This window comes from Luteibacter flocculans, assembly GCF_023612255.1.
Lineage (GTDB): Bacteria > Pseudomonadota > Gammaproteobacteria > Xanthomonadales > Rhodanobacteraceae > Luteibacter > Luteibacter flocculans.
In genome coordinates, this window is the sequence record NZ_CP063231.1 from 2,188,204 (window position 1) to 2,212,465 (window position 24,262).

Below are 24,262 nucleotides of genomic sequence, written 5' to 3' on the forward strand. Positions count from 1 at the left end.
ACCTGCCTGGATCCTCGATGCCCTCCACTGCCCCCACCCTTCGTGCGCTCGTCGGCGCGATCCTCGTCGTGCTCCTGTCTCCCACCGTGCATGCGACCGACGATGCCAATCCACAGCAGACGCCCCGCGACAACAGCACCACGCTTTCGGGCATCCAGGTCGAAGCCAACGTGGCGGCGCCCACCGCGGCCTATGCAGGCGATCAGGTCGCGCGTGGTGGACGGTTTGGCGTGCTGGGTAACCAGGACGCCATGAACGTGCCGTTTGCCAGTACCAGCTACACGGACACGCTTATTCGCAACCAGCAGGCGCGCACGCTGGGTGACGTGGTGTCGAACGACGCCGCCGTACGCACCGGCTTCGGCTTCGGCAACTTCTCGCAGACCTTCACCATTCGCGGGTTTCAGCTCTACAGCGACGATATCGCCTTCGATGGCCTGTACGGCTTGCTGCCCCGGCAACTGCTCGCACCGGAGTTGGTCAGCCGCGTGGAAGTATTCAAGGGATCCAGCGCGTTTCTCAACGGCATCAGCCCCGGCGGCTCCGGCATCGGCGGTTCGATCAATATCGCACCCAAGCGTGCCGAAGCGCAGCCGATCGCACGGGTCGGGCTCGACTGGGGCAGCGACAGTCAGGTGGGTGCGAGCGTCGATCTCGGTCGCCGCTTTGGCGCTGGCGATGCCTTCGGTGTGCGCGTGAATGCCGTGCATCGCGACGGCAACACCGGCATCGACGGCGAACAGCGCCGCGTCACCGCTGCGTCGGTCGCGTTCGATTACCGCGGCGACGAGCTGCGCGTCACCACGGATCTCGGCTACCAGAAGCAGGTCATTACCGGCGGCCGTGCCGTCGTCTATGCCAGTGGCCTCACCGCCGTTCCGCGTGCCCCGTCCGCACGCACCAACTACGCGCAACCGTGGTCGAACTCCTCGCTGGAGGACACCTTCGGCGTCGTTCGCGCCGAGTACGATTTCGCACCGTGGATCACCGGTTACGTCGCGGCCGGTGCGCACCACGGCAACGAGTTTGGCGACTACGTGAGCCCTACCCTGCTCGATCGCGCTGGCAACGCCACGGAAACGCGCTTCACGGTGCCGTACATCGCCGACACCGCCACCGGCGAGGCGGGAGTCAACATGCACTTCGACACCGGCGAGGTCAGCCACCGCGTCAACGTCGGCTTCTCCGCGCTCACGTTCCGCAAGAAGGCGGCGTACGCCGGCTCACTCGATCCGATCCAGACCAACCTTTACGCGCCGACCTATGTGCCGGTGCCGGCGTTTGCCTATAACGTGGGCCCGATTTCCGATCCGGGCATTACGGGGCGCACGCAACTGCGCAGCGTCGCGGTGTCGGACACCCTCGGTTTCCTCGACGACAGCCTGGAACTCACCCTCGGCGCCCGTCGCCAGAAGCTGCACGTGCTCGGTTACAACTACGCGGTGAACGGCGTGGATGGTGCGAAGAATGCCGAGTACGAGCAGTACGCCACCAGCCCCGTCATCGGTCTGAACTACCGTATCGCCGAGCAATGGTCGGTCTACGCCAACCATATCGAAGCGCTGACGCAGGGCGATCAGGCGCCGGAGACCTTCAACAACCGACCGGTGACCAATGCCGGCCAAGTGTTCGCGCCGTACAAGGCGAAGCAGAACGAAGTGGGCGTGAAGTGGGATGCCGGTACCGTCGGCAGCAGCCTCGCACTGTTCCAGATCAAGCAGCCGAGCGCCTACGTCGACACGTCCAACACGTATGTCGTGGACGGTGAGCAGCGGAATCGCGGCGTCGAATGGAACGTGTTTGGCCAGCCCACCGCGGGGATACGCGTGCTTGGCGGCCTCAGTTACATCCGGCCCGAACTGGTGAAGACTCAGGGGGGCACGAACGAAGGCAACGACGCGATCGGCGTGCCCCGCTTCCAGGCCAATGCCGGCGTGGAGTGGGATCTGCCGAACGTGCCCGACGTCACCCTGAGCGCACGGGCGGTGCATACCGGCAAGCAGTATCTCGACGCGGCGAACACCCTGAAGGTACCGGCGTGGACGACGTACGATCTCGGTGCGCGCACCACGACGCATCTGGAAGGCGTACCCGTCACCTTCCGGCTCACGGTGCAGAACGTGGCGAACAAGGGTTACTGGGCCTCGGCCAACGGCGGTTACCTGACCCAGGGCACGCCGCGCACGTTCTATGTGTCGGCCTCGTTCGACCTTTAGCGGCTAGGCCACGGACGGCTGTGCGCACTCGTGCGCGTGGCCGTTCGCGACCACGCGATTGCGTCCAGCGCGCTTGGCCGCGTAGAGCGATGCATCGGCTTCGCGGCATACACGCGGCAAGGTATAGCCGTGGTCTTCGGTGCCTGCGACCCCCACGCTGGCGGAAAACACGATGGTGTACCCGTCCTCCACGGCGGGCGACAGCTCGATGGCCCGCCGGATGCGCTCCGCGATCGCTACGCCCTCGTCCAGCGGACAGCCCGGTAGGAACACCCCGAATTCCTCTCCACCGAGCCGTCCGAACAAGTCCGCGGGGCGCAACTGCTGCTGGCAAAGGGTCGCCGCGTGCCGAAGCACGACGTCGCCCATGGCATGACCATAGGTGTCGTTGACCTGCTTGAAGTGGTCGAGGTCGATCAACAGCAGACACGCGGGTGCGTGACGCTTTTCCATCGATCGCAGCACGCGCTCCGCTTCGTTCATGAAATGCTGGCGATTGAAGATTCCCGTGAGGCCGTCGTAACGGGACAGCTTGCGGAAGCGGAGCTGCGACCGCTTGGTGCGGAAGAGCCAGAAGATCACCGAGGCGAGGAACATCGACAGCAGGCCGATGTAGAGCCGCCCCGTTTCCAGCGCTTTGGTTTCCAGTGCCTTCTGCAGGCGCAGGATGTTGTTCTGCTTGGCCAGCTGTTCGGATTCCAGTTTCTGGACCACGACGTGCTGCTGGCTGAGCTGGAAGGCAAGGCTGCGCGCCGTGAGATCGGTGAGATATCCCTTGTCGGCAGCGGTATAGCGCTCGTAATAGTTGAGCGCGGCGGCGCTGTGTCCACTGGCCTTCTCGATCCGGTACAGCACGCCGTAAGCATCCCTCAGCCACTCGCTCAGGTCGGACGGATCGCTCATGGCCACGGCGGCTAGCGCCGCCTTCCGGGCTTCGTCGTTCCTGTCGAGTTTTTCGTAGATCCTGGCACGTTGCACTTGCGACGCCAGCATGTGCGGATAGTACGCATTGGTGCGGATACTGCCGCCGATGTGGTCAAGCAGATCGAGCGCTTTGCGCGGCTGGTTCTCGTCGAGCAGCCGGTCGATGAGAACCAGCCGCATGGTGTTGGCGAGCACCGGCTGGGCCGACGACACGCAGGTCTCGATGGCCTCTGTCAGGTCGGTGCTTGTCGACGAAAGATGGCCGCGCGTATCGAGCGCGGCGACGCGCAAGGAGCGTGGATAACAGAGATCGCCGCCCGGCGGCATGGATTCCTCCATCATCGCCGCGTAGCGCAGGGCGAGGTCCGCCTGGCCTGCGAGATTCAGCATCTGCGACAGATTCATCAGCAGCATCGACCGGGCGAGCGGGTCAGTGACCTTGTCCAGGCCCACGGTGACCTGGTTCGCGAGCGCGAACGCTTCCGCATAGCGACGGTTGGCGGCGAAGTTGCTCAGCAACAGCGCCGATGCCTTGGCCGCCAGTGTGGCGTCGCCGGAATGCGCCACGATGTCCTGCAGCGCCGTCTGTGACTTGACGTAATCGCCCGAGAACATGGTCTGCCAGGCGTCGAGATAACGCAGGTACCACGTCGTGGACGCGTCCATCGGCGGGGACACGCGGTGGATTTCCTCAAGCCGGCGTACGAACTCGGCATGATCTTTCGTGCGCAGGCTTTCGGTCTGGGCGAGAAATGCCGCCGGGTCGTCGATCGAAGTCGCGGTACGCTCTGCGGCTTCCACGGCGCCGCAGGCGAGGACGAGGCAGGCAAACCATGACCTGAAACGTTTCATCCCTGGTCGTCCCCCGTCCCGGGCCTCGACTATGGCTCGGCGTGGCCGGGCGCTGGCGGCGCTTGCGGCTCGTCGTCGCAATCGTCGTCACCTTGGTCGTCGTTATCGTCGCAATCGTCGTCCCCGTCGTCATCCCCGTCATCGTCATCCTCGTGGCAGGGGGTCTGGGAAATCTGCGTCGTGTGCATGGTGATGCGGCCGAATTCACCGTCCAAGTGCGAGCTGTCACCCAGGGCAGCGGCCTTCACCAATGCCTCCGTCGCACCGGCCTTGGCGAGCAACTCGGCCAGTTCTTCGGCCGACGCATCGCGTAACGCGGCGTCGCGCCCGATGGCCTCCAGCAGTTCGATCGTGTCACGCATGTTGTTCCCCTGTTTTCCGATAACGGTCGATGTCAGGGCCGAGGCCCCGGAAACCGTGACGGCAGCCGCCGCCGTTTCTTTACCGTCCGGCGTCAGCCTCAAGCGCATCGATCGCGGCCAGGCGCTCCTGTATCGCCGGATTCGGCTTCAGGGCCACGGCGGGAGGCAGCACCACGGTTTCCACCGCCGTCAGAGGATCCCCCGGCAGGTCGCGCAGACGAATGCGGCGCACCCCCGGTGTCTGGATGGGCAGCGTCGCGCCCCGGTAGACGATGATCTCGTGATCCAACGGGTAGTCCTGGGCCAGCACATCCACCAATACCTGTCGGTAGGCCGGCCCGGTCGCGAAGCGAGCCAGGGATCGGTCGCCCACCACGCCGACCTGCCACAGCACCAGGTACGCACTGGGATCGAGCCGACGCTCGTAGAACAGTAGCTGGCTGGCTTCGAAGTGCTGGCATCCATAGCGGCCCGGATCGATGCCCAGGTCGGCATACAGGCAATCCTCTGCCGAGATTCCGGGCTCCATCCGCGCCTCGAAACCCTCGTCCCGCGCCTTCTCGATGGCCTTGTGCGGCGACCACGCGAAGATGCCAGGGTGCCCGTAGAACACGCCGCACACGCGCTTACCCGCGCGCACCTCGTCCAGCATCAGGTCGACCCATTGCCGGTACGTCCGCATGCGCGATTTTCCTTCGCGGTAGTACGGCTGCAGACTGCGCACGTCACCATGCATGCGCCGGAGCCAGGCTTCCACCACGGCGTCGGAGAGTGCCGCGAACACGACGTCCGCCTGGACGATGTAGCTGTGTGCCAGGGGCGTGAGGTGCGAGCCAAGGGTCATGCCCATGCCGACGCACGCCAGGCTGCCGCGGCGCGGGATGGGCTCGGAGAAATGTGAAGAAGGTGTGTTCATGGGGCGGATCATAGGCGATGACGCAGTCCGCCACATGAGCCCGGTCAATTAGGCGTGTCGCCGCCCCCGATAGCCTTGCACACCGCCACGTATCGCACCGAAACCGCCGCCGTGCTCTGTGCCAGCTCGCGCTGCGCGTCGAGCAGGGTCCGCTGCGCGTCCAGCTCATCGATATAGCTGACGTCGCCGGCCCGATGGCGCGACACCGCCATATCGTACGCGTCGCGCGACAGACGCTCGCGTTCGACGAGTCGCGCATGCCGCTGGCGTTCGGCGGCGTACCCGTTCAATGCGGTATCCACATCCGTCCACGCCTGCAGGACGGTGTTCTGATACGCCACCGCCGCCTCCTGCTGTTCCAGCCGGCGCAGGGTGACGACGCTGCGTCGGCGGCCCATGTCGAATACCGGGAGGTCCAGTCGCGGCCCTACGGTCCACTGGCGGCTACCCCAGTCGCCAAGTTCCCCGGATCTGAGCGACTCGAAGGCGAACGAACCGCCTAGCGTGATGCGCGGGTACAGGTCGGCCACGGCAACGCCCGTGTTCGCCGTAGCAGCGTGCAGACGCGCTTCCGCCTGGCGGATGTCGGGCCGACGGCGTGCAAGCTCGGAAGGCACGCCCAGCGCCAGATCGGGCCAGGCCGGCGTGGGCGCTTCGTCATGCGGGGGAGCCAGCATGGTCTGGAGACCTCCCGGCGGCTGCCCGAGCAACAACGAGAGTCCATCGATCGCGCTGGCCTCCTGGTCCAGCAAGGCCGGCAGGCGCGACTCGAGATCGGCCAGCAGCGCCTGCTGCCGCGTCGCATCGAGGTCGCTGGCCATGCCGCCGTCCGCGCGTGCTTTCAGCAGGGCGAAGCGCTCGGTGGCGGCATCGATGTCGGCCCGCGTGAGGGCGACCTGCCGCTGTACGCCGCGCAGTTCCATATAGCGTCGTGCCACCTCGGCCGCCACATCGAGTCGAACGCCGTCGAAGAGTGCCCCGGACACGTCCACCTGCGCGTCGGCTGCTTCGACCGAACGCCGTACGCGTCCCCAGAAGTCGAGTTCCCAGGAAGCGTCGAAGCCCGCCTCGTACACGTTGAACGGTTGGCTCAGGAGGGCAAGCACGGCATCGCGACTGCTCGCCGGCGCAAGCACATCGATGGTTCGGGTGGTCGCGCCGTTTTCGCTCGGGCGTTGGCGCTGCGCGCTGGCACCCAGGTTTACTTGTGGACCGTGCTGTGCCGCGACGGCGTGGCGCTGCGCACGACTCTGGGCAAAACGTAGCGCCGCCGTCTGCAGATCGGGGTTGGCAGCGGCGGCGCGCGCTTCCAGTGCGTCGAGCACCGGATCGCCGAACGCCTTCCACCAATCGCTCGACGGTTCGGCGTGCTCGCCGGACCATGCCGCGTCGCGCAGCGACGGGTCGCCGGCGCGCAGGGTCGTCCAGTCCGCAGGCGGCTTGGTCGTCGGTGTCGGGCGGACGAAATCCGGGCCGACGGCGCAGCCGCCGAGCGTGCCCATCGCCAGGACGAGAAGCGGCAGAAAGCGAGGCGTTGGCGTGCGCATGAGGCGTACCGGATTCAGGTGAGTCGATGACGGAAGAGCCACGCCGCGGTGGGCAGGGTCACAGCGGAAATGGCAAGCAAGGGCAAGATGTCGGCGAGCACCGCGTGGAGGCCCACGCCTTCGAGGTAGACACGATGAACCATGTGGATGCCATAACGCGCGGGATCGATCATCGTGAACCACTGCATGACCACGGGCATGTTGGCGATCGGTGTGGTCATGCCCGACAGCAGGACGAGCGGCATCATCAGCACGAACGTGTAGAGCATCGCCTGCTGCATGCTCACCGCCAGTGCGGAAATGGCAAGCCCGATGCCCACGGCCGCCAAAGTGAACACCAACAGCGCCGTATAAAGCGTCACTAGTGAACCCGCCGGCGGGATGCGGAACCACAGGCTGGTGATGAGCACGACGAGGCTGGCCTGCGCGAGACCGACGATGATCGACGGCACCGATTTCCCGATCATGATCTCCGTCGGCGTACACGGCGTCACCAGCAACTGATCGAACGTGCCCTGCTCCCGTTCGCGGGCGACCGACAGCGCGGTCAGCATGAGCGTCTGCAGCATGCTCAGGTTCGCGATCATGGCGGTCATCATGAACCAGCGCGTTTCGAGATTCGGGTTGTACCAACTACGCACGTCCACGGTAAGCGGAACCTCGCCACCACCGTGTTCCTTCCGCCAATCGGCATTGAAGCGGCTCACGATCGTGCCCAGGTACCCCGCCGCCGTCCCTGCCGAGACCGAATTGCGCGCGTCGAGCACGAGTTGCACCGGCGTGTCCTCGCCGTTGGAAAGACGGCTTTCGAAGCGCGGCGGGATGTGTACGACGAACAGCACGTCGCCCGCATTGACGATGGGTGGGATGTCGCTCTCGTTCCGGAGTGTGGCCGCGCGCTGGAAGGCGCCGGAGCTTTCGATCCGGGCGACCAGCGCCGTGGCCGCCTCGCCGTGATCCTGATCGAGCAGCGCATAAGGGGCCTGCCGCAGGTCGAGCGTCGCCGCGTAGCCAAAAATCAACGACTGCACCAGCACCGGTGCGAACAACACCATGCGGCCCGCCGGATCCTTAAGGATCACCTTAAGCTCCTTCCGGCAGAGGTTGAGCACGCGACGCAGGAAGGCGACAAGGCTGTTCATCCGATGCGCTTCCGGGTCTTCAGGCGTGCCGCCGCCAGGAGCACGACCGCGTAGCCGAACAGGATGGCGCAATTCCTCAGGACCATGGACCACAGGTTGCCGGCCAGGAAGAGACTTTTCAGCGCTTCCAAGTAATACGTCGCCGGAAGCGCGTGCCCCACCACCTGCACCGGCCAGGGCATGTTGCGCAGGTCGTAGATGAAACCGGAAAGCATGAGCGCGGGAAGAAAACTGGCGATCAACGCGATCTGGCTGGCATTGAACTGATTCTTGGTGACCGCCGAAATCAGTAGACCGATGCCGAGCGCAACGAACATGTAGAACACCGACAGAAGCACGATCAGCAGTAGCGATCCGCGCAGCGGCACCTCGAACAGGAAGCGCGCCGCGAGCAGACACATCGCCAGCCCGATCAGGCCGACCACGAAGTACGGAATGATTTTCGCCAGCAGGATTTCCAGCGGCCGTACCGGCGTGACGAACAGGGCTTCGAGCGTGCCGCGTTCCCACTCCCGCGCCATGACCAACGCCGTAAGGAACGCGCCCACCAGGGTCGTTATGAGTACCAGCAGTCCGGGTACGAGGAACCACGTGCTGGTGTTGGCCTCGTTGAACCAGAGGCGCTGCTCGAGATGCACCATGCCGATCGGCGTGGCGGTGTCACCCGCACGCTGTTCCTGCTCGGCCGCCCACGCCTGTAACGACGACTCCACGTAGCCCTGCACCGTGCGTGCCGTATTGGCATCCGCACCGTGCAGGATCAATTGCAAGTGCGCGTCGCCGAGGTGCAGGCGTCGCGAGAAGTCCGAGGGAATACGCAGGATCGCGTTTACCTCGCGATCGGCCATCAGCGCCTCGGCGGCGTGCATGTCGTGAACCGGCTTCGGATCGAGATACGGCGACAGGCGCATGCCGGCCATCACGTCGTTCGCCATCGGCGACGGGTCTTCGAGCACGACAGCGACGGGGGCATGCTTCACGTCGAACGAAAGGCCATAGCCAAAGATCAGGATCAGCACGCCTGGCAGGGCGATACCCACCATGAGATTGCTCCGGTCCCGCAGCAACTGCTTGACCTCCTTGCGTACGAGCGCGATCAACCGCCGCGCAAAACCGCTTCTGTTCGCCGTGCTCATGCGGCATCCCTGGCGTTGCCGCCTGTATGCTGTCGGTGCTGCCGCACGATGCCGATGAACGCCTGCTCCATGTCGAAGGGGGCCTCGTCGGTCTCCCCGGCCTGCCGACGGATGGCTGCGGGTGTGCCGAGCGCAAGCACCTGCCCTGCGTCCTGGATCACGACGCGATCGCAGTACTCGGCTTCCTCCATGAAGTGCGTGGTAATGATGATGGTCGTGCCGCTTTCGGCCAGCGCCGTGATGCGTCGCCAGAACTCGCGGCGAGCCAGCGGATCCGCACCGCTCGTCGGTTCGTCGAGAAACAGAATGTCCGGCTCGTGCAGGAGGCCGGTCGCCATCGCCAGCCGCTGCCTGAATCCACCGGGCAGGCTACCCGCCGGCGCACCGCCGGACCGTTCCAGCTCGAATTGCGCCTTTACCGCATGCATGCGCTCGCGCAGCCGGGCGCCGTGCAAACCATAGGTGCCACCGAAGAACGAAAGGTTTTCGTCCACGCTGAGGCTGCCGTACAGCGCGAACTTCTGCGACACGTAGCCGACCTGCTGGCGAGCGTGCGCGCGTGCGCGTCGAAGGTCGTATCCGGCGACGTGCAGGCTGCCCGAACTGGCCGGAAGCAACCCGCACAGCATGCGGAACGTCGTCGTCTTGCCGGCACCGTTCGGGCCAAGCAGGCCGAAGATCTCACCGCGCTCCACGCTGAAACTCGTGCGATCCACAGCGATAAAGTCCCCGAATCGGCGGACCAGATCCTTGACCTCGATGACGGGCCCGTCATGCGCCCGCTGCGCCGCTCCCGACGTACTGGTGGAGGCAGCCGCGGCGAAATCGCGCTGTACCTTCGAACGCAATGCGAGCATCACCCCGTCCTCCAGGGTGGCTGCCACCGGTACGCTGCTCGCCGCACCGAGCAGCGCGGCGAGCCCAGAATCGCCCTGCGACACGGCATGTCGTGCACGCACGACATGCACTTTTCCGCCGCGCGGCACGGCATCGATCGTGTCCTCGTCGTCGAGCAGCCGGGCCTGGAGCGAACGCGCCGCCGTCCCTGCCGCGGGCGTAGCAGCGAAACACAAGCCGTCCGCCGTCGCGCGGATCGTCGATGGGGGGCCGTCCGCCAGCAGACGACCTTCATGCAGGATGGCCACATGCTCGCAACGCTCCGCCTCGTCCATGTAGGACGTGCTGACCAGCACGCTGAGCCGCTCGTCGGCGACGAGCTGCTCGAGGATTTCCCACAGCTCACGGCGAGACAGCGGATCGACACCGACGGTCGGTTCGTCCAGAAGCAGCAGTGCGGGCGAACGCACCAGCGTGCAGGCCAGGCCGAGCTTCTGCTTCATGCCGCCGGACAGCTTGCCTGCGGGACGGTCGGTAAATCGCCCCAGGTCGGTCATCGCCATGAGACGTGCATAGCGATCGCGACGCGTGGCCGCATCGACGCCGTGAAGGTCGGCATAGAGATCGAGGTTCTCCTGAACGCTCAAGTCTTCATACAAGCCGAAGCGCTGCGGCATGTAACTGATGCTGTCCTGCACGGCCTGCGGATCGTGGGCGACATCGATGCCCAGCACGGTCATCGTTCCCGCATCGGCCACCATCAACCCGGCGGCAAGACGCAGCAAGGTCGTCTTGCCCGCGCCGTCAGGTCCTACAAGTGCGGTGATCGTGCCCTTTGCCACGGCGAGCGAAACGTCGTCCAGCGCTTGCACCGCCTGCCCTGTGCGGCTCGCGGCGAAACGTTTGCCGATACCGCGGGCCACCAGCGCAAGTTCGTCGGTCATGGCCTTGCAGCCACCGTACCGGGCAGCTCGACGGTCGCCGGCATGCCGAGGCGAAGGCGATCGTCGGGATCGTCGACGTTGATCCGCACCTCGTAGACCAGGCTGGTGCGAAGGTCCTCGGTTTCCACGTTCTTGGGCGTGAACTCGGCCACCGAGGCGATGTAGCCGACGCGACCCTCGATCGGGTGAGCCGGTGCGCTGTCGGTGGTGACGCGAGCCGCCTGGCCGGGCTTGATGCGGCCGAGATTCGTCTCCGACACGTAGGCACGGATCCACTTCGGGTGAAGCAGCGCCAAGGTGTACACGGGACGCTGCGGCGAGGCCATGTCACCCGGCTCCACGAGGCGGCTGCGTATCACGGCGTCGACGGGTGCCTTCAATTCGGCATCCGCGAGTTGCTGCGCGACGACCGCGCGTTCCGCTGCCGCGGCGTCGCGTTGCGCGCGCGCCTGGTCGATGTCTTCCTTGCGCGCTCCTACCACGGAGAGATCGTGCGCCTTGCGTTGCGCGTCGAGCTTGGCATCGGCGGCGGCGCTCGCGGCGGCGGCCTGGTCCAGTTCCTCGTGGCTCACCGCGCGGCCGCGCGTGTCGCGACTGATCTCCCGGAGTCGATCGAGCGTCTGCCGCGCCATGCGTGCATCGGCCTGCGCGGCGCGCACGTTCGCGTCGGCCTGGGCGATCTCCTGGGGACGATTGCCGGCTTCCAGCCGCTTGAGGAGCTGATCCTGCGCACCGAGCTGTGCCTGCGCCTGAGCGAGGTGCAAGGCGAGCTTGGTGGTGTCGAGTGTGGCAAGCACCTGGCCGCTGACGACCCGATCCCCTTCCTCCACGCGCATCTGCGCGACGCGTTCGCTACCGTTGAAGGCGAGCGAGACCTGGCGGATATCGACGTTACCGTGCAGGACGATCGGTTCATCGCCATGCGGCCGCAGCAGCCACCAGGCGATGCCCGCGGCGACCGCCAGCGTCACCGCAGCGACAGCGAGGAAACGAGGCGTCGGTCTGCGCATGAAGGGCCCCTGAGCCGCGAGAGTTCCCGCAGTCTAGGGTGCGGGCAGGGTCGAATCAAATACAAATTTGAGTTACATTTTGCCGCACCTCGTACCCCGGTTCGCTCATGTCCGCTCGTCTACCCGTGTCCCCGACGCCCCAGCGGAGTCCCCGCCAGGACGGCGAGACGACCCGCGCCACCCTGCTCGACGTCGCCGGACGGCTGTTCGCAGAACATGGCTACCTCGGTACGTCGAGCAAGGACATCTGTCTTCGCGCAGGCGTGAACATGGCCGCGGTGAACTACCACTTCGGCAGTCGGGACGGGCTTTATGCCGCCGTGCTCGTCGAGGCGCACCGGCAAGTTATCAGCCAGGAGGAACTGCGCGCCCTGGTCGCCTCGGACCAGCCTGCGAAAGACAGGGTGCGCGGCCTCATGGCACACCTCGTCGCGCAGATGGGGCAGGACGAAACCTCGTGGGGCTTCAAGGTCGTGCTGCGCGAGGTCATGGCGCCCTCGCCGCTCGCTTCGACGCTGGTCGACCAAGCAATCGTGCCGAAAGCGGGCATCGTGGCCGGGCTCATCGCCGACTGCATGGGTCTGCCGCACGACCACCCGAAGGTGCAGCGCGGCCTGATGATGACGGTGGTGCCGTGCATCGTGCTGTTGCTCGCGCCGCCCGGCCTCCGCGAGAAGGCGCTGCCTGCCTTGCAGCCCGGCTCCCCCGACCTGGCCGATCACATGGCGACCTTTGCACTGGCGGGGTTGGACGCGCTCGCGGACGCCCCCTGAGCGCGCGATGGGCGGTGCTGGCGTCGTCGAGCAGCTGAGGCCGCCACCGCGCCGGAAGCGCCCGAGCCGCTCAACGAACGGTGCTTGGTACCATGCAGCCCTTTGCGCCGTCGGCGCCCTGGAAAACCTCGTGTCGCATTACTCCGGTCCCCTGCTCACCCGCGCCGATGCCGACGCCTTGGCATCCGCGCGCGATGCCGACGCTACGACCTGGACCGGCTCGCTTGATCTCGGCCGGTCCGAAGGCGTCGCGCAGCTCGGGCCAACGCAATGGCAATGGGCCGGCCTCGCCTATCCCTATCCGGATCGTCTGAAGGACCGCACGCTCTATTACTGGGACGGCGACGACTTCGTCGCCGTATCGCGTTTCTCGGGCTCGCTTATCAAGCTCGTGCCGACGTCATGGGGCGTACCCACGTTCGAGATCGACGGCATCAAGATGCTGCCCACGTCGAAGGAGTCGCCCCTCGACGACGCGCGCCGCAAGGTGGCGCTCGTGGAACCGCGCGGCAAGACGGTATTGGATACCTGCGGTGGCCTGGGCTACTTCGCTGCGTGCTGCCTCGACGCAGGCGTGGGACGCATCGTGTCGTTCGAGAAGAACGACGACGTGCTCTGGCTTCGAACGATCAATCCGTGGTCGCCGGACCCCGATGCGCCGTCGTCCGGTGGGCGTCTGCAACTCACGCACGACGACGTGTCACAAGCGGTGACGATGCTGCCCGACGCGTCGATGGACGCGATTCTGCATGATCCGCCGCGCTTCGGCATTGCCGGGGAGCTATATTCACAGGCGTTCTACGACCAGCTCGCGCGTGTGCTGCGGCGTGGCGGACGCCTGTTCCATTACACCGGTTCCCCGAACAAGCTGACGTCCGGGCGCGACGTGCCGCGCGAAGTCGAAAAGCGCCTCGAAAAAGCGGGCTTCAAGGCGCAACTGGCGTTGGATGGCGTGCTGGCGACGCGACGCTAGCAACGCGGCTGCATACGCTTTACTCGTCGGGTGCCTTCTCGACGCGCGTCGAGACCAGCCGCATGAAGGCCTCTTGTTGATAGCGGCTCATCCGCAGTTTCTGCCCCGTGTCCATGGTGACCACGTGGTGGCCGTTGAACCAGGGGTGGATGGAGCGGACGCGGCGGACATTGATGATGGCGGAACGGTGCACCCGCGCGAAGTACCTCGGGTCCAGGCGTTCCGCCAGCGCCGTCATCGTCTCGCGCACTTCGTGAGTACGGTCGGCGAGATGGATCTCGACCACGTTACGGTTGGCCTTGATCCACACGATGTCGTTCACGTCCACGAAAGTGACCTGGTCGTCGACACGTACCGGCACGCGGTCCAGGTAACCCTCGCGCCGACGCAACGTCTCCAGCACCTGACGTATGGCGGCACCGTCGTCGGGCCTGGCGACCGGCCCCAGGCGCGCCTTCACACGGCGCAGCGTGTCCGCGAAACGGTCGCGACTGAAGGGTTTCACCAGATAGTCCACTGCGTTGGCTTCGAAGGCCCGGACGGCGTATTGCTCGTAGGCGGTGACGAAGACCGTGGCGGGCATGCGTGCTGGCCCGATCGTCGCCACGACGTCGATACCCGTCATCGCCGGCATCTGGATGTCGAGAAAGACGAGGTCGGGCGACTGCTCGCGAATGGCTCGCACCGCAGATGCACCGTCGCCGCATTCGCCCGCGATCAGGATATCGGGGTCATCGCGCAGCAGACGCAGCACGGCGTGCCGTGCGATCGGCTCATCGTCGACGACCAATGTGGCGATCTTCATGCGTTTTCGATCTCTGGACCGTCGTCGACGTCCTCGGTTTCCCTGAAAGGCAGGCGGATACGGCAGACCACACCCTCGGGCCAGATCATGTCGAGTCTGACTTCCGCCTCATCGCCATAAAGCTCGCGCAGCCGCAGCGCGGTGTTGGACATGCCGATGCCGTGTCCACCGCTGGATGCCGCGGGGCGCGCTTCGAGGGTACTGTTGCGGTTGCGCACCTCGATGCACAGGCTGTCGCCTTGCCGACGGCTTTCGATCTCGATGTGATCCGAACCCACGCGCTCGCCGATGCCGTGACGAATCGCGTTCTCCACGATGGGCTGGAGGATGAGGCTCGGCACCGCACAATCGAGCGTCGCCGGATCGAGATAGATGCGCGTGGTGAGGCGATCCTTGAAACGCATGCCCTGGATGCCGAGGTAGAGTTCGAGCAAGACGAGTTCCCGGCGCAAGGTGATCTCCTGCCCGTCGGAGTCCTCCAGAAACGCACGCAGCAGCTCGCTGAGGCGAAGCAGCATGTCTTCCGCCGACAGCGCGTCCTCCCTCAACAGGGTGGCAATCGCATGCAGCGTGTTGAACAGGAAGTGGGGTTGCAACTGCGACTTCAACGCCTGCAATCGCGACTGCGCCAATTCGGTGGCGAGTCGACTCGCTTCCACCTCGCGTCGGACCTTCTCCGCTCGCAGAGTCACCGCCTGCTGGATCGCGAACAGGCCCCAGTAGGTCAGCAGGCCGCTGGCGAAGTGTTGTCCGAGGAACTGGCGAAACTGCTCGCCGAACGAGCTGGGCTCGAACACCGTGGAGACCAGGGCACCGATCGCGAGGGACAGAAAGGTGACGCCGACGCTCGCCGGCAACTGCATCCCCAGGCCGCGCAGCCGTACCGCGCCCTGGATCGGATACCTGACCGCGAGCCGGAACACGAGCGGCGCGAGCGCAGCCCAGGTGTACCACTGGATCAACGACCAGCGCAGGTAGTCCACGGCATCCCACACCGGGCCACCCAGCAGCGAGGTCATGTAGCGCTGGAAGGCGAAGACGATCGCGATCGCCGTCCACAAGGCGATATAGCGACCGAAGCCGATCTCCGTGCTGCCTAAGCGAACCTTCATGGGCGTGATCCGTGCGGTGTCGAGACGCATGGTAGGGCGAGCACGACCGCTCGCAAAGCGAAAACGCTCGGCGCTACGACTCGTCCCGCGACCACGACGATTCGTCCCGAACGGGTTCTTTCGCGGCCCATGGTGACGGCTCAATGGCCCCACCCTACCTGGAGCCTTGCCGATGAAACCCGCCCACATCGCCGTCGTCGCGTTGTCCCTTGTCGCCCTTCCCGTCTTCGGCCAAGCCACGGCAAACCCTCAGATTCCCGCGAAGATGTTCACTCTGGTCAACGCCACATCGGACAGCGTGACCGCGGTGGCGGTGAGGGGTGCCGATACGGGTCCGGCCACCGACGTCGGCTTGGGCGAGCCGTTAAGCGGCGGACTCACGACTACCACGGTAAGGCTCCCCGCCGGCGACTGCATACGCACGTTCGACGTCACCTTCGCCAATGGCGTCACGCGGGCCTTCCGCGACATCGACGTATGCCGGTTCCATCGCTTGCGCCTCGGCGCGTCGTTACGCCCCGGCGCGTAACGTTGCGCTCTCCTGCGCGCCGCGTTCACGCGGCATGCGGTGTGCTTCGCGCAGTCATCGAGCGCGAGGTACACCGATGAGTGAGGCCGATTCCCGCACGGCTCTGCTGGTGCTGGACGTCTTCAACACGTTCCAGTTTCCTGGAGGCGACGAACTGTTCCAGCAGGCCCAGGAAGCGATCGGAAAGATTCGCCTGCTCCGGGAGCGCTTTCATGCGCGCGAGGCGCCCGTCATCTTCGTGAACGACAACTTCGACCGCTGGCAGGACAGCTTCGATGAGCTGGTCGATTACGTCGCCGGCTCGGGGGCGCCGGGACGCACGATGGTCGAAGCGCTGTGTCCGCACGGCAGCGATCTGAAGCTTCTGAAGCCGCGGCATTCGGCGTTCTTCGAGACTGCCCTGCCCTCGCTGCTCGATCACTTCGACGTACGACGCATCGTCGTGACGGGGCTGGCCGGCGATTCCTGCGTGCTCTGCACCGTGCTGGACGCGCACGTACGCGGCATCACGCCCATCGTGCCAGCCGATACCACGGCATCGCAGACGATCGAGCGCACGACACGCGCACTGGCCCACCTGCGCGAGACCTTCGGCACTGAGACCCCGCTTTCCGAGCGGGTCGACCCGCACTGAACCCGCCCCCGTGTTAACTACCCAAGGAGACAGCCTGTGAAGGACACGTTCTTCCGGCGCAATGGCCTCAGCGTTGTCGTCGCGGCCATGATGCTGGCCGCGTGGTCGGCCCAGGCAGTCACTGGGCACGCGGCGCATAACCAGGAACTGCTCGAACACGGTAAGGCCACGATCGGTTGGCATGCCTATTTGACGAGTGGCGATTTCTGGTCCGCCACGTTCGAGAATTGGGAAAGCGAATTCCTGCAGATGGGCGTGTACGTGCTGCTCACTGTCTGGCTTCGGCAGAAGGGCTCCGCCGAGTCGCGCCCTATGGATGAAGCGGAAGACGACACCGAGCCCACGCCCGTCGAACGACAGCCGCGCGCGTGGCGTCGGGGCGGTGTCGTGCGCTGGCTCTATGCCAACTCGCTGTCGATCGCTTTCCTTCTCCTTTTCTTCTTCAGCTTCACCGGACATCTTTTCGGGAGCTGGCGAAAATCGATCGGCGACGCCGCGATGCATCACGTACCCGCGGAAAGCCTCGGGAGCTATGCGCTGGACCCGTCGTTCTGGTTCGAGTCGTTCCAGAACTGGCAAAGCGAATTCCTGGCCGTGCTCTCGCTCGTCGTCCTGTCGATCTTCCTGCGTCAGAAAGATTCGCCCCAGTCCAAACCGGTGGACGCGCCCAACGACAAGACCGGGTCCTGATCGTTGCGCCTCAGGCGCCGGCCTTGCGCAGCGGCACGTCGCGCATGCCCAGCGCAAGCAGGAACGCCACGGCCATGAACACGGCCGCCACGTGGTAGACAGTGTGCAGCGAGGCGCCGAATGCCAGGACGTATCGCTCGTGGACGACACTCGGCAACCCGCGTATCGCCTCAGGGCCCAGCGATCGCGGCACTGCCATGCCCTCGGGCAGCGAAGCGCGCACGCGATGCTGCAGCCCGATGCTGAAGATGGCGCCGAACAACGACACGCCGATCGAGCCACCGATCGAACGGAACAGCGTCACGCCCGAGGTGGCGACGCCAAGATGCTGCATCTCGACGCTGTTCTGTGTGGCGAGGATCAGTACCTGCATCACCATGCCGAGGCCGACGCCGAGCAAGCCCGTGTAGCCGTAGATCAGAAACAGGGGATCGTTGTCGCCGACCGTCCCGAGCATCACCAGCCCGATCGTGGCCACGACGGTGCCGATGATCGGAAAGATGCGGTAGCGCCCCAGGCGGCTGATAAGCCGTCCACAGACGATGGAGCTGACGATCACACCGCCCATCAGCGGCAGCAGTTGCATGCCGGCCACCGTGGGCGTGGCGTTCCTCACCACTTGCAGATAGAGCGGGATGAAGGTCGTGGAACCGAACAGCGCCGCGCCGACGAAGAAGCCGATGAGGCTGCTCAAAACGAAGATGCGGTGACCGAACAGGTGCAGCGGCATGATCGGCTCTACGGCCCTTCGCTCGGTAATCACGAACGCAACGGCGCCTGCGAGCGCAAGCGCTAGGATGCACCACAGCGTCGGCGCGTTCCACGGCAGCGTGGTACCGCCTTCGGTCGTGAATAGAATGATGCCGCTCAGCGCCACCGTGAGCCATGCGGCACCCCAGTAGTCGATCGCGTGCTGCTTGTGTCGCGTGTGTGGGTGGAACACTGCGGCGATGACGCCGATTGCCAGCACGCCGAGCGGCAGACTCACGTAGAAGATCCAGCGCCAGGACAGATGATCCACCATGAATCCGCCGAGCAACGGACCGATGACCGTAGCCAGCCCATACACGCCGCCGAACAGGCCCTGGTATCGGCCACGTTCGGCAGGCGGGATCACGTCGCCGATGGACGCCATGGTGACCACCAGCAGACCGCCACCGCCCAGCCCCTGCAAGGCGCGCATGAGGATCAACTGAGTCATGTCCTGCGCAAGGCCGCACAGTACGGAGCCGAGCAGGAAGATAGCGATGGCGGCCTGCAAGACGATCTTCCGCCCGAACAGGTCGCCGAACTTGCCATACAGCGGCACCACGACCGTGGAACTCAGCAGATAGGCTGTGACCACCCAGGACAACTGATCGAGGCCACCGAGGTCACTGACGATCGTGGGCAGCGCCGTGGAGACGATGGTGCCGTCGAGGGCGGCCAACAGCATGACCATCATCAAGGCCGTGAAGAGCAGGCGCAGCGATGGCTGTGGCGTGACGGCAGCTTCTTGCGATGTGTCTGGGCTCACGAGAGGTCCGGGCAGCGGGCAAGGTGCGCATCATAGAGGGGACGGCGTCGTTCTGTGCTGAAGGGGCGCCGGGCGTAGAATGACCGCTTTGAATGCGGAGCCAGCCCTTGCCTTTTCCTTACTCCCTGGCGATTTTCGATCTGGACGGCACCCTGGTCGACAGTGCGGCGGACATTGCCGAATCGGTGAATCGCACGCTGCGCGACTGGAAGCTGCCGACCTACGACACGGCGCAGATCACGGAGTGGATCGGCGAAGGCTCGCGCAAGCTCATCACCTACGCATTCCGCCATGCCGGCAGCGATGCGGACATCGACGATGTGATGCCAGGGTTTCTCGTCCATTACGCGGAGACCGCGCTCGATGCCGTCGCGTACGATGGTGTCGTGGAGACGCTGGCCGCCCTGCATGCGCAAGGCGTGAAGGTGGCCGTTTGCACGAATAAGAACGAGGAGTTCGTGAAACCCTTGCTCGACGCGCGCGGCATGCTTCCCTTCGTGGACGGCATCGTCGGCGGCAACACCTTGCCCGAGCGCAAGCCGAGCGGCGTGCCGCTGCGTTACCTGGCCGAGCGCGCCGGTGTGTCGATTGCCGAGACCCTCATGGTGGGCGACTCGGAAAGCGACGTGCTCGCGGCGCGCGATGCCGGTATGGACTTCGTGCTCGTGAGCTATGGCTACCGCAAGTCGCTCGATCTTCATGCAACCGGTGCGCTCGCCGTTATCGACCGGATGCCGGACCTTCTGACCATTCAGCCAGCGGCCACCTCACGCGGTTGATCGCCCATCAGCGCGTGGCCTGGATGGCGGCCTTGATGAGCGCCACGTCGTCCTGAATGCCATAGTCGGGCGGCGCGGAGTAGCCGAAGCGCACGACCACCAGCCGCGCCGACGGCACGATATAGATGCGCTGGCCGAGCGTGCCGCTGGCGAAGAACCCGTCCTTCGGAAAGCCGCCTTCGACCCGCCATTTCGCTGGCAGACTCGGCCCGTCGTTGGTCCAGAAACCGGCGCCGTATGGCGCTCCGAGTGTCGACCGACGCGACCACGCCACCCAACCCTCGGGGAGCAGGCGGCGGTGATCGGTCGTCACGCCGTCGCGGAGAAACAACATGCCGAAGCGGGCATAGTCCCGGGCGGTGGCATAGACGTACGTGGAACCCACGAAGGTGCCCTGCCCGTCGAACTCCATGGTGACGTCGCCCATGCCGAGCGGATCGAACAGCTCACGCCGGGCAAAGGCGCGCAGACCGGCGGGGCCACCGCCCACCAACTCGCCGATCCGGCGCGAGAGCAATACGGTGTCGCCGGAGGTGTATTCGAAATGGTGTCCCGGCGGCTCCTTGGCCGGTTGCGTCGCGGCGAAGCCGGCCATGTCGGCATGCAGGAATTCCATGCGCGCCACTGGGCTGAATGCCGACTCCGCTTCTTCGAGGGCGAGGCCGCTGCGCATGCGCATCAAGTCCTCGATGGTGATCGCACGACGCGGATCGTCCGGCGCGTTCCATTCAGCGGCCGCCAACGGACCATCTACGCGCAAGCGACCCTGGCGGACCAGGATGCCAATCAATGCATTGGTAAACGACTTGGCGACGGAGAAACCGAGCAGCGGCGTCCGCGCGTCGAAACCGGCCGCGTAGCGCTCGGCCACCACTTTTCCCTCTTTCACCACGACCACGGCCTTGACCCGTTTGACAGGTTTGTCCGGCGCCTCACGGAACAGTCGATCGAGCGCTGCCGCGATCGCGGGCGGCTCGGGCTGCGCAGGACCGAGGTCGTCAGCCGCGACGCGATGCGTGGCATGGTCGGCTGCCAGGGGATGGTTGCCTGGCAGGCGTAATCGGCAACCATAGCCTGGCGTGAAGTCGGCGCTGGCGAGGACACCGAAAAGGCCGGACACGTCCACGCTCTGCCGTTCGGCAGACACGTGCGGTGTGAGCCAATGGCCCGCCACGTTACCGATCATCGGCACGACCAGTTCGCGATAGGTGGTCTGCGCGTCCTGCCCCGAGACGAAGGTCAGCGAGCAGACGTGATGCGCGGCAACGCCAGCGGCGACGCGCAGAGCCTGGTCGGGCCTCGCCACGAACCAGCCCGCGACACCCAGCGCGGCGACCACGCCAGCGACGATATAGGTTCTTCTTCCCATGCGATCCTCCCGTGATGGGCGGAGTCTCGCCCCATCGCGAGGCGGTCGGCGCACCGTCGGGGACGAACCCCGTCAGCCCGGGGACGAATGCGGAATCAGGAAAGGGAAAGACCCGGGGGCAGGTTCGTCAGAAAGCGCCGGGTCCAGGTGACGCGACTGCCATCGACCAGTAGCAAGCGCTGCTCCCCATCGGGCCACGGCTGTACCTGGCGGATCGCGTCGAGGCGCACGATGGTGGAGCGGTTCACGCGAACGAAGGACGCCGGATTCAGTCGCCCATGCATGCTGTCCAGCGTACCGCGCAGGCGCCGCGGCTGGCCTTCCACGAATACGTCTAGGTAGTTGCGGTTGGCCACCACGCGGTCGATGTGCTCCACACGTACCAGCTCTGCCGCTTCGCCGCTGGGCAGCAGAAGGCGCTCCAGATATCTGACCGGCACCGGTGCGCCATCCAGCAGGCCCTCGATGCGTCCGGCCATGTCGAGCGACGGTTTCACCTTGTCCAGCAGTCGTTGGATGGCGCGAGCGAAACGTTCCGGGCCCACCGGCTTCAGCAGATAGTCGAACGCATGCACCTCGAATGCGCGCACTGCCTGGTCGTCGTGCGCCGTGACGAAGACGACCTCCGCGGGCAACGGCTCGCCCAGGGCCTGTAACACCGCGAAACCGTCCATGCCCGGCATGCTGATGTCGAGGAACACCACGTCCGGACGCGCCTTGTAGATCAGGCCTACCGCCGAGGGGCCGTCCGCGGCTTCGCCCACCCACTGCATGCCGTCGCTCTGCGCGAGATAGCGACGCAACTTGGCGCGTGCCGGCGCCTCGTCATCGATGACGACCGCGCGCAGGCTCATGCAACCACCCAGCGTCGCGCCGGCAGCCATACGGTGACGACGCTGCCTCCGGTGTCCACCGGATCGAGCCGGACGCCCGCGTCATCGCCGTACAGATGGCGAAGGCGCGCATCCACATTGCCCAGCCCGATGCCGTGTCCGACGTGCGTTCCTCTACCGCCGCCGAAGTCGCGCACGCGCAACGTAAGACACCCACCCTGCCGCGACGCCTCCACACGCACGCGGCGTTGGTGTCCCACGCCGCCATGTTCGATGGCGTTCTCGACCAGCGGTTGCAGAAGCAGGAACGGCACGCGCAATTCGTCCAGTGAGGGATCGTCCTGCACCTGTGCATCCAGGCCGTCGCCGAAACGTACGCGCTGGATGTCCATGTACAGCGACACGAGGCGCCATTCATCGGACAGCCGATGTTCCTGGCCCGTGGCCGAGAGCGTGGCGCGGAGCAGTTCGCCGATGCGCGAAAGCATCTCGTCCGCCACGCGGGGGCGCTCGTACATCAGTTCGGATACGGCATTGAGCGTGTTGAACAGGAAATGGGGATTGAGCTGCAGGCGGAGCGCTTCGAGCCGCGCTTCCGACAACGCCGACTCCAGCTGAACGGCACGGAGTTCACGCGCTTGCCCTTCGCGATAGCGGTCGAACAACCAGACGCCGGCAACGATCACGACGTAGAAGAACAACTGCGTCGGCATCTCCATGAGATACCGCCATAGGCTGGGGAGATAGGTGAAGTCCGGCATGCCCAGCACGCGGAACACGACCTGGCGCGATGCCATCATCAGGCTGGTCTGCAGCAACGAAAGCGCGACGAACGTGGCGGCGTGATTGAGCCACGTCCAACGCATGCGACGAAGCACGAGAAACAGCACCGGCAGAAACGCGCCGAAGCTCAGCGAGCCGGTGAGTTCCTCGACCAGTTTGGGTAGAAACAACGACGGCTGATGATTGGCGACGTCGACGAGATAACGGTTCGTCGCTCGCAACAGACCGATCGCCACGAGAAGGGCCACCCACGCCCACGGCGCCCTGCGGCGCCATCCCCTCGGCCGTGATTCCCGCGCGTCAGCGTCGCCCCCATCCATGCCCTGCTCCCTTTACCACGCCCCGCCGGCTCTTATACCAGAGCCGGCGGGGCCTGTCGGATCAGGCGGTATTCCGGCGGGGCAGCACCCAGTCCGGACGGATGAAGTGGCAGGTGTAGCCGTTCGGGTACTTCTCCAGGTAATCCTGATGTTCTGGCTCGGCTTCCCAGAACGGGCCGGCAGGAGCGAGTTCCGTCACGACCTTGCCCGGCCAGAGGCCGGAGGCGTTCACGTCGGCGATCGTGTCCTCGGCTACGGCCTTCTGCTCGTCGTCCAGGTAGAAGATGGCCGAACGGTAGCTCGTGCCGACGTCGTTACCCTGACGATTCGCCGTGGTCGGGTCGTGGATCTGGAAAAAGAACTCGAGGATCTTGCGGTAGCTGACCTTCTGCGGATCGAACTCGATCTCGATCGCTTCGGCATGCGTTCCATGGTTGCGGTAGGTGGCGTTGGGAACATCGCCACCCGAATAGCCAACGCGGGTGGCGATCACGCCCGGCTGCTTGCGGATCAGGTCCTGCATGCCCCAGAAACACCCGCCCGCGAGGATGGCGCGTGATGTGGTCATGCCACACCTCCCTTGGCGTCGGCGAACAGGCTGGCGTATTCGCCATAGCCTTCCTTCTCGAGATCCGCGACGGGAATGAAACGGAGAGAGGCGGAATTGATGCAGTAGCGCAGGCCGCCACGGTCACGCGGGCCATCGGGGAAGACGTGCCCCAGATGGCTGTCGGCGTGCGTCGAGCGGACCTCGGTACGGATCATGCCGTGGGTCGTGTCGCGGTTCTCCACCACATGCTCATCTTCGAGCGGACGGGTGAAGCTGGGCCAGCCGCAACCGCTGTCGAACTTGTCGAGCGAGGAGAACAACGGCTCGCCGGAAACGATATCCACGTAGATGCCCGGATCGTGGCTGTCATGGAATGCGTTCTGGAAAGGCCGCTCGGTCGCGCTTTCCTGGGTCACCCGGAATTGCTCGGGCGTCAGTTTCGCGAGGGCTTCGGGGGTCTTGCGGTACTTCGACATGGGGAACCTCCGGACAAGGTAGGCGGCCGACGGCACCTCCCGCCGCCAGCGCTCCCCCCATAATGCGGGCGGGCGTCGAATATGCAACGCCCAGCCAGACACCCAAAGCGGGCAATAGCCCGATCGCTACGTCCCCGAAATCGTCTTCTGAACCTTTCCGTCCTTATCGAGGAATTTGATCGACGACGTCCCTTCCGCAGGCATTTGGATCTGAAGGTGGCTTGAGACAAAACA

Annotated in this window: 23 protein-coding genes; 7 read left to right on the plus strand and 16 right to left on the minus strand. The window is 65.4% G+C overall.

All coding sequences use genetic code 11. The features are described 5' to 3' along the window. Nucleotides 1-17 precede the first annotated feature (17 nt). Nucleotides 18-2,216: a TonB-dependent receptor gene (locus IM816_RS09205; RefSeq protein WP_250337826.1), complete on the plus strand. Its 2,199-nt coding sequence runs from the start codon at nucleotides 18-20 to the stop codon at nucleotides 2,214-2,216. Between the two features lie 3 nt (nucleotides 2,217-2,219). Here the strand turns inward: IM816_RS09205 and IM816_RS09210 are convergent, their stop codons facing one another. From IM816_RS09210 to IM816_RS09245, 8 genes are read right to left on the minus strand one after another with little or no spacing between them, the layout of a single operon-like run. Then, on the minus strand, nucleotides 2,220-3,992 hold the full coding sequence (locus IM816_RS09210; protein WP_250337827.1) for a GGDEF domain-containing protein: 1,773 nt from the start codon (nucleotides 3,990-3,992) through the stop codon (nucleotides 2,220-2,222). A gap of 29 nt (nucleotides 3,993-4,021) precedes the next feature. After that, nucleotides 4,022-4,456, minus strand: coding sequence for a hypothetical protein (locus IM816_RS09215; RefSeq protein ID WP_250337828.1), 435 nt, complete (start codon nucleotides 4,454-4,456; stop codon nucleotides 4,022-4,024). Then, nucleotides 4,434-5,270: an SAM-dependent methyltransferase gene (locus IM816_RS09220; protein WP_256470146.1), complete on the minus strand. Its 837-nt coding sequence runs from the start codon at nucleotides 5,268-5,270 to the stop codon at nucleotides 4,434-4,436. Before IM816_RS09220 ends, IM816_RS09215 begins: the two co-directional genes overlap by 23 nt. A 44-nt stretch (nucleotides 5,271-5,314) precedes the next feature. After that, entirely contained in the window at nucleotides 5,315-6,817 is a 1,503-nt protein-coding gene (locus tag IM816_RS09225; protein ID WP_250337829.1) for an efflux transporter outer membrane subunit, read from the minus strand. A 14-nt stretch (nucleotides 6,818-6,831) separates the two neighbouring features. Continuing rightward, nucleotides 6,832-7,959, minus strand: coding sequence for an ABC transporter permease (locus IM816_RS09230; protein WP_250337830.1), 1,128 nt, complete (start codon nucleotides 7,957-7,959; stop codon nucleotides 6,832-6,834). Beyond that, on the minus strand, nucleotides 7,956-9,095 hold the full coding sequence (locus IM816_RS09235) for an ABC transporter permease (protein ID WP_250337831.1): 1,140 nt from the start codon (nucleotides 9,093-9,095) through the stop codon (nucleotides 7,956-7,958). The genes IM816_RS09230 and IM816_RS09235 overlap by 4 nt, the downstream gene beginning before the upstream one ends. After that, complete coding sequence (locus tag IM816_RS09240; protein ID WP_250337832.1) at nucleotides 9,092-10,876, minus strand: ATP-binding cassette domain-containing protein; 1,785 nt, start codon at nucleotides 10,874-10,876, stop codon at nucleotides 9,092-9,094. Before IM816_RS09240 ends, IM816_RS09235 begins: the two co-directional genes overlap by 4 nt. After that, nucleotides 10,873-11,886: an HlyD family secretion protein gene (locus IM816_RS09245; RefSeq protein ID WP_250337833.1), complete on the minus strand. Its 1,014-nt coding sequence runs from the start codon at nucleotides 11,884-11,886 to the stop codon at nucleotides 10,873-10,875. The genes IM816_RS09240 and IM816_RS09245 overlap by 4 nt, the downstream gene beginning before the upstream one ends. Before the next feature lie 107 nt (nucleotides 11,887-11,993). Between IM816_RS09245 and IM816_RS18710 the strand changes: the two genes are divergently transcribed. Both IM816_RS18710 and IM816_RS09260 read left to right on the plus strand, forming a co-directional pair. Further along, nucleotides 11,994-12,659, plus strand: a complete 666-nt coding sequence (locus tag IM816_RS18710; protein ID WP_256470147.1) for a TetR/AcrR family transcriptional regulator — start codon at nucleotides 11,994-11,996, stop codon at nucleotides 12,657-12,659. Between the two features lie 130 nt (nucleotides 12,660-12,789). Next, a complete protein-coding gene (locus IM816_RS09260; RefSeq protein ID WP_250337834.1) occupies nucleotides 12,790-13,632 on the plus strand; it encodes a class I SAM-dependent methyltransferase in 843 nt (280 codons plus the stop codon). A 19-nt stretch (nucleotides 13,633-13,651) separates the two neighbouring features. Here the strand turns inward: IM816_RS09260 and IM816_RS09265 are convergent, their stop codons facing one another. Together IM816_RS09265 and IM816_RS09270 are read right to left on the minus strand one after the other, a co-directional pair. Next, nucleotides 13,652-14,437 carry a LytR/AlgR family response regulator transcription factor gene (locus tag IM816_RS09265; protein ID WP_250337835.1) on the minus strand — a complete coding sequence of 262 codons (786 nt, stop codon included), beginning with the start codon at nucleotides 14,435-14,437 and terminating at the stop codon, nucleotides 13,652-13,654. Then, nucleotides 14,434-15,549 (minus strand): sensor histidine kinase, encoded by a 1,116-nt coding sequence (locus IM816_RS09270; protein ID WP_250337836.1) that lies wholly within the window; start codon nucleotides 15,547-15,549, stop codon nucleotides 14,434-14,436. The genes IM816_RS09265 and IM816_RS09270 overlap by 4 nt, the downstream gene beginning before the upstream one ends. 172 nt (nucleotides 15,550-15,721) lie before the next feature. On the opposite strand from IM816_RS09270, the gene IM816_RS09275 reads away from it, so the two are divergent. The 3 genes from IM816_RS09275 (at nucleotide 15,722) to IM816_RS09285 (ending at nucleotide 17,402) form a co-directional block, all read left to right on the plus strand. After that, a complete protein-coding gene (locus IM816_RS09275) occupies nucleotides 15,722-16,078 on the plus strand; it encodes a hypothetical protein (RefSeq protein ID WP_250337837.1) in 357 nt (118 codons plus the stop codon). 76 nt (nucleotides 16,079-16,154) lie between these two features. Next, a complete protein-coding gene (locus tag IM816_RS09280) occupies nucleotides 16,155-16,712 on the plus strand; it encodes a cysteine hydrolase family protein (RefSeq protein ID WP_250337838.1) in 558 nt (185 codons plus the stop codon). A gap of 36 nt (nucleotides 16,713-16,748) precedes the next feature. Beyond that, nucleotides 16,749-17,402 carry a DUF6766 family protein gene (locus IM816_RS09285; RefSeq protein WP_345779942.1) on the plus strand — a complete coding sequence of 218 codons (654 nt, stop codon included), beginning with the start codon at nucleotides 16,749-16,751 and terminating at the stop codon, nucleotides 17,400-17,402. 10 nt (nucleotides 17,403-17,412) lie between these two features. Here IM816_RS09285 and IM816_RS09290 read toward each other — a convergent pair whose 3' ends face one another. Then, complete coding sequence (locus IM816_RS09290) at nucleotides 17,413-18,918, minus strand: MDR family MFS transporter (protein WP_250337839.1); 1,506 nt, start codon at nucleotides 18,916-18,918, stop codon at nucleotides 17,413-17,415. A gap of 107 nt (nucleotides 18,919-19,025) precedes the next feature. On the opposite strand from IM816_RS09290, the gene IM816_RS09295 reads away from it, so the two are divergent. Next, a complete protein-coding gene (locus IM816_RS09295; protein ID WP_250337840.1) occupies nucleotides 19,026-19,697 on the plus strand; it encodes an HAD-IIIA family hydrolase in 672 nt (223 codons plus the stop codon). A gap of 7 nt (nucleotides 19,698-19,704) precedes the next feature. On the opposite strand, the gene IM816_RS09300 is transcribed toward IM816_RS09295, so the two are convergent. From IM816_RS09300 to msrB, 5 genes are all read right to left on the minus strand, one after another. Continuing rightward, nucleotides 19,705-21,066 (minus strand): serine hydrolase domain-containing protein, encoded by a 1,362-nt coding sequence (locus tag IM816_RS09300; RefSeq protein ID WP_250337841.1) that lies wholly within the window; start codon nucleotides 21,064-21,066, stop codon nucleotides 19,705-19,707. Nucleotides 21,067-21,161: 95 nt separating this feature from the next. Beyond that, nucleotides 21,162-21,920 (minus strand): LytR/AlgR family response regulator transcription factor, encoded by a 759-nt coding sequence (locus IM816_RS09305; protein WP_250337842.1) that lies wholly within the window; start codon nucleotides 21,918-21,920, stop codon nucleotides 21,162-21,164. Next, entirely contained in the window at nucleotides 21,917-22,930 is a 1,014-nt protein-coding gene (locus IM816_RS09310; protein ID WP_250337843.1) for a sensor histidine kinase, read from the minus strand. Before IM816_RS09310 ends, IM816_RS09305 begins: the two co-directional genes overlap by 4 nt. A gap of 133 nt (nucleotides 22,931-23,063) precedes the next feature. Then, nucleotides 23,064-23,570, minus strand: a complete 507-nt coding sequence (msrA, locus tag IM816_RS09315) for a peptide-methionine (S)-S-oxide reductase MsrA (protein WP_072321004.1) — start codon at nucleotides 23,568-23,570, stop codon at nucleotides 23,064-23,066. Beyond that, nucleotides 23,567-24,028 (minus strand): peptide-methionine (R)-S-oxide reductase MsrB, encoded by a 462-nt coding sequence (gene msrB, locus IM816_RS09320; RefSeq protein ID WP_250337844.1) that lies wholly within the window; start codon nucleotides 24,026-24,028, stop codon nucleotides 23,567-23,569. The genes msrA and msrB overlap by 4 nt, the downstream gene beginning before the upstream one ends. Nucleotides 24,029-24,262 lie beyond the last annotated feature (234 nt).

Excerpts from the sequence above, each read along its gene's own strand:
- IM816_RS09205 (WP_250337826.1), top strand. The coding sequence starts at position 18 with ATGCCCTCCACTGCCCCCACCCTTCGTGCGCTCGTCGGCGCGATCCTC.
- IM816_RS09210 (WP_250337827.1), bottom strand. The coding sequence starts at position 3,992 with ATGAAACGTTTCAGGTCATGGTTTGCCTGCCTCGTCCTCGCCTGCGGC.
- IM816_RS09220 (WP_256470146.1), bottom strand. The coding sequence starts at position 5,270 with ATGAACACACCTTCTTCACATTTCTCCGAGCCCATCCCGCGCCGCGGC.
- IM816_RS09225 (WP_250337829.1), bottom strand. The coding sequence starts at position 6,817 with ATGCGCACGCCAACGCCTCGCTTTCTGCCGCTTCTCGTCCTGGCGATG.
- IM816_RS09230 (WP_250337830.1), bottom strand. The coding sequence starts at position 7,959 with ATGAACAGCCTTGTCGCCTTCCTGCGTCGCGTGCTCAACCTCTGCCGG.
- IM816_RS09235 (WP_250337831.1), bottom strand. The coding sequence starts at position 9,095 with ATGAGCACGGCGAACAGAAGCGGTTTTGCGCGGCGGTTGATCGCGCTC.
- IM816_RS09240 (WP_250337832.1), bottom strand. The coding sequence starts at position 10,876 with ATGACCGACGAACTTGCGCTGGTGGCCCGCGGTATCGGCAAACGTTTC.
- IM816_RS09245 (WP_250337833.1), bottom strand. The coding sequence starts at position 11,886 with ATGCGCAGACCGACGCCTCGTTTCCTCGCTGTCGCTGCGGTGACGCTG.
- IM816_RS18710 (WP_256470147.1), top strand. The coding sequence starts at position 11,994 with ATGTCCGCTCGTCTACCCGTGTCCCCGACGCCCCAGCGGAGTCCCCGC.
- IM816_RS09265 (WP_250337835.1), bottom strand. The coding sequence starts at position 14,437 with ATGAAGATCGCCACATTGGTCGTCGACGATGAGCCGATCGCACGGCAC.
- IM816_RS09270 (WP_250337836.1), bottom strand. The coding sequence starts at position 15,549 with ATGAAGGTTCGCTTAGGCAGCACGGAGATCGGCTTCGGTCGCTATATC.
- IM816_RS09275 (WP_250337837.1), top strand. The coding sequence starts at position 15,722 with ATGAAACCCGCCCACATCGCCGTCGTCGCGTTGTCCCTTGTCGCCCTT.
- IM816_RS09280 (WP_250337838.1), top strand. The coding sequence starts at position 16,155 with ATGAGTGAGGCCGATTCCCGCACGGCTCTGCTGGTGCTGGACGTCTTC.
- IM816_RS09300 (WP_250337841.1), bottom strand. The coding sequence starts at position 21,066 with ATGGGAAGAAGAACCTATATCGTCGCTGGCGTGGTCGCCGCGCTGGGT.
- IM816_RS09305 (WP_250337842.1), bottom strand. The coding sequence starts at position 21,920 with ATGAGCCTGCGCGCGGTCGTCATCGATGACGAGGCGCCGGCACGCGCC.
- msrA (WP_072321004.1), bottom strand. The coding sequence starts at position 23,570 with ATGACCACATCACGCGCCATCCTCGCGGGCGGGTGTTTCTGGGGCATG.
- msrB (WP_250337844.1), bottom strand. The coding sequence starts at position 24,028 with ATGTCGAAGTACCGCAAGACCCCCGAAGCCCTCGCGAAACTGACGCCC.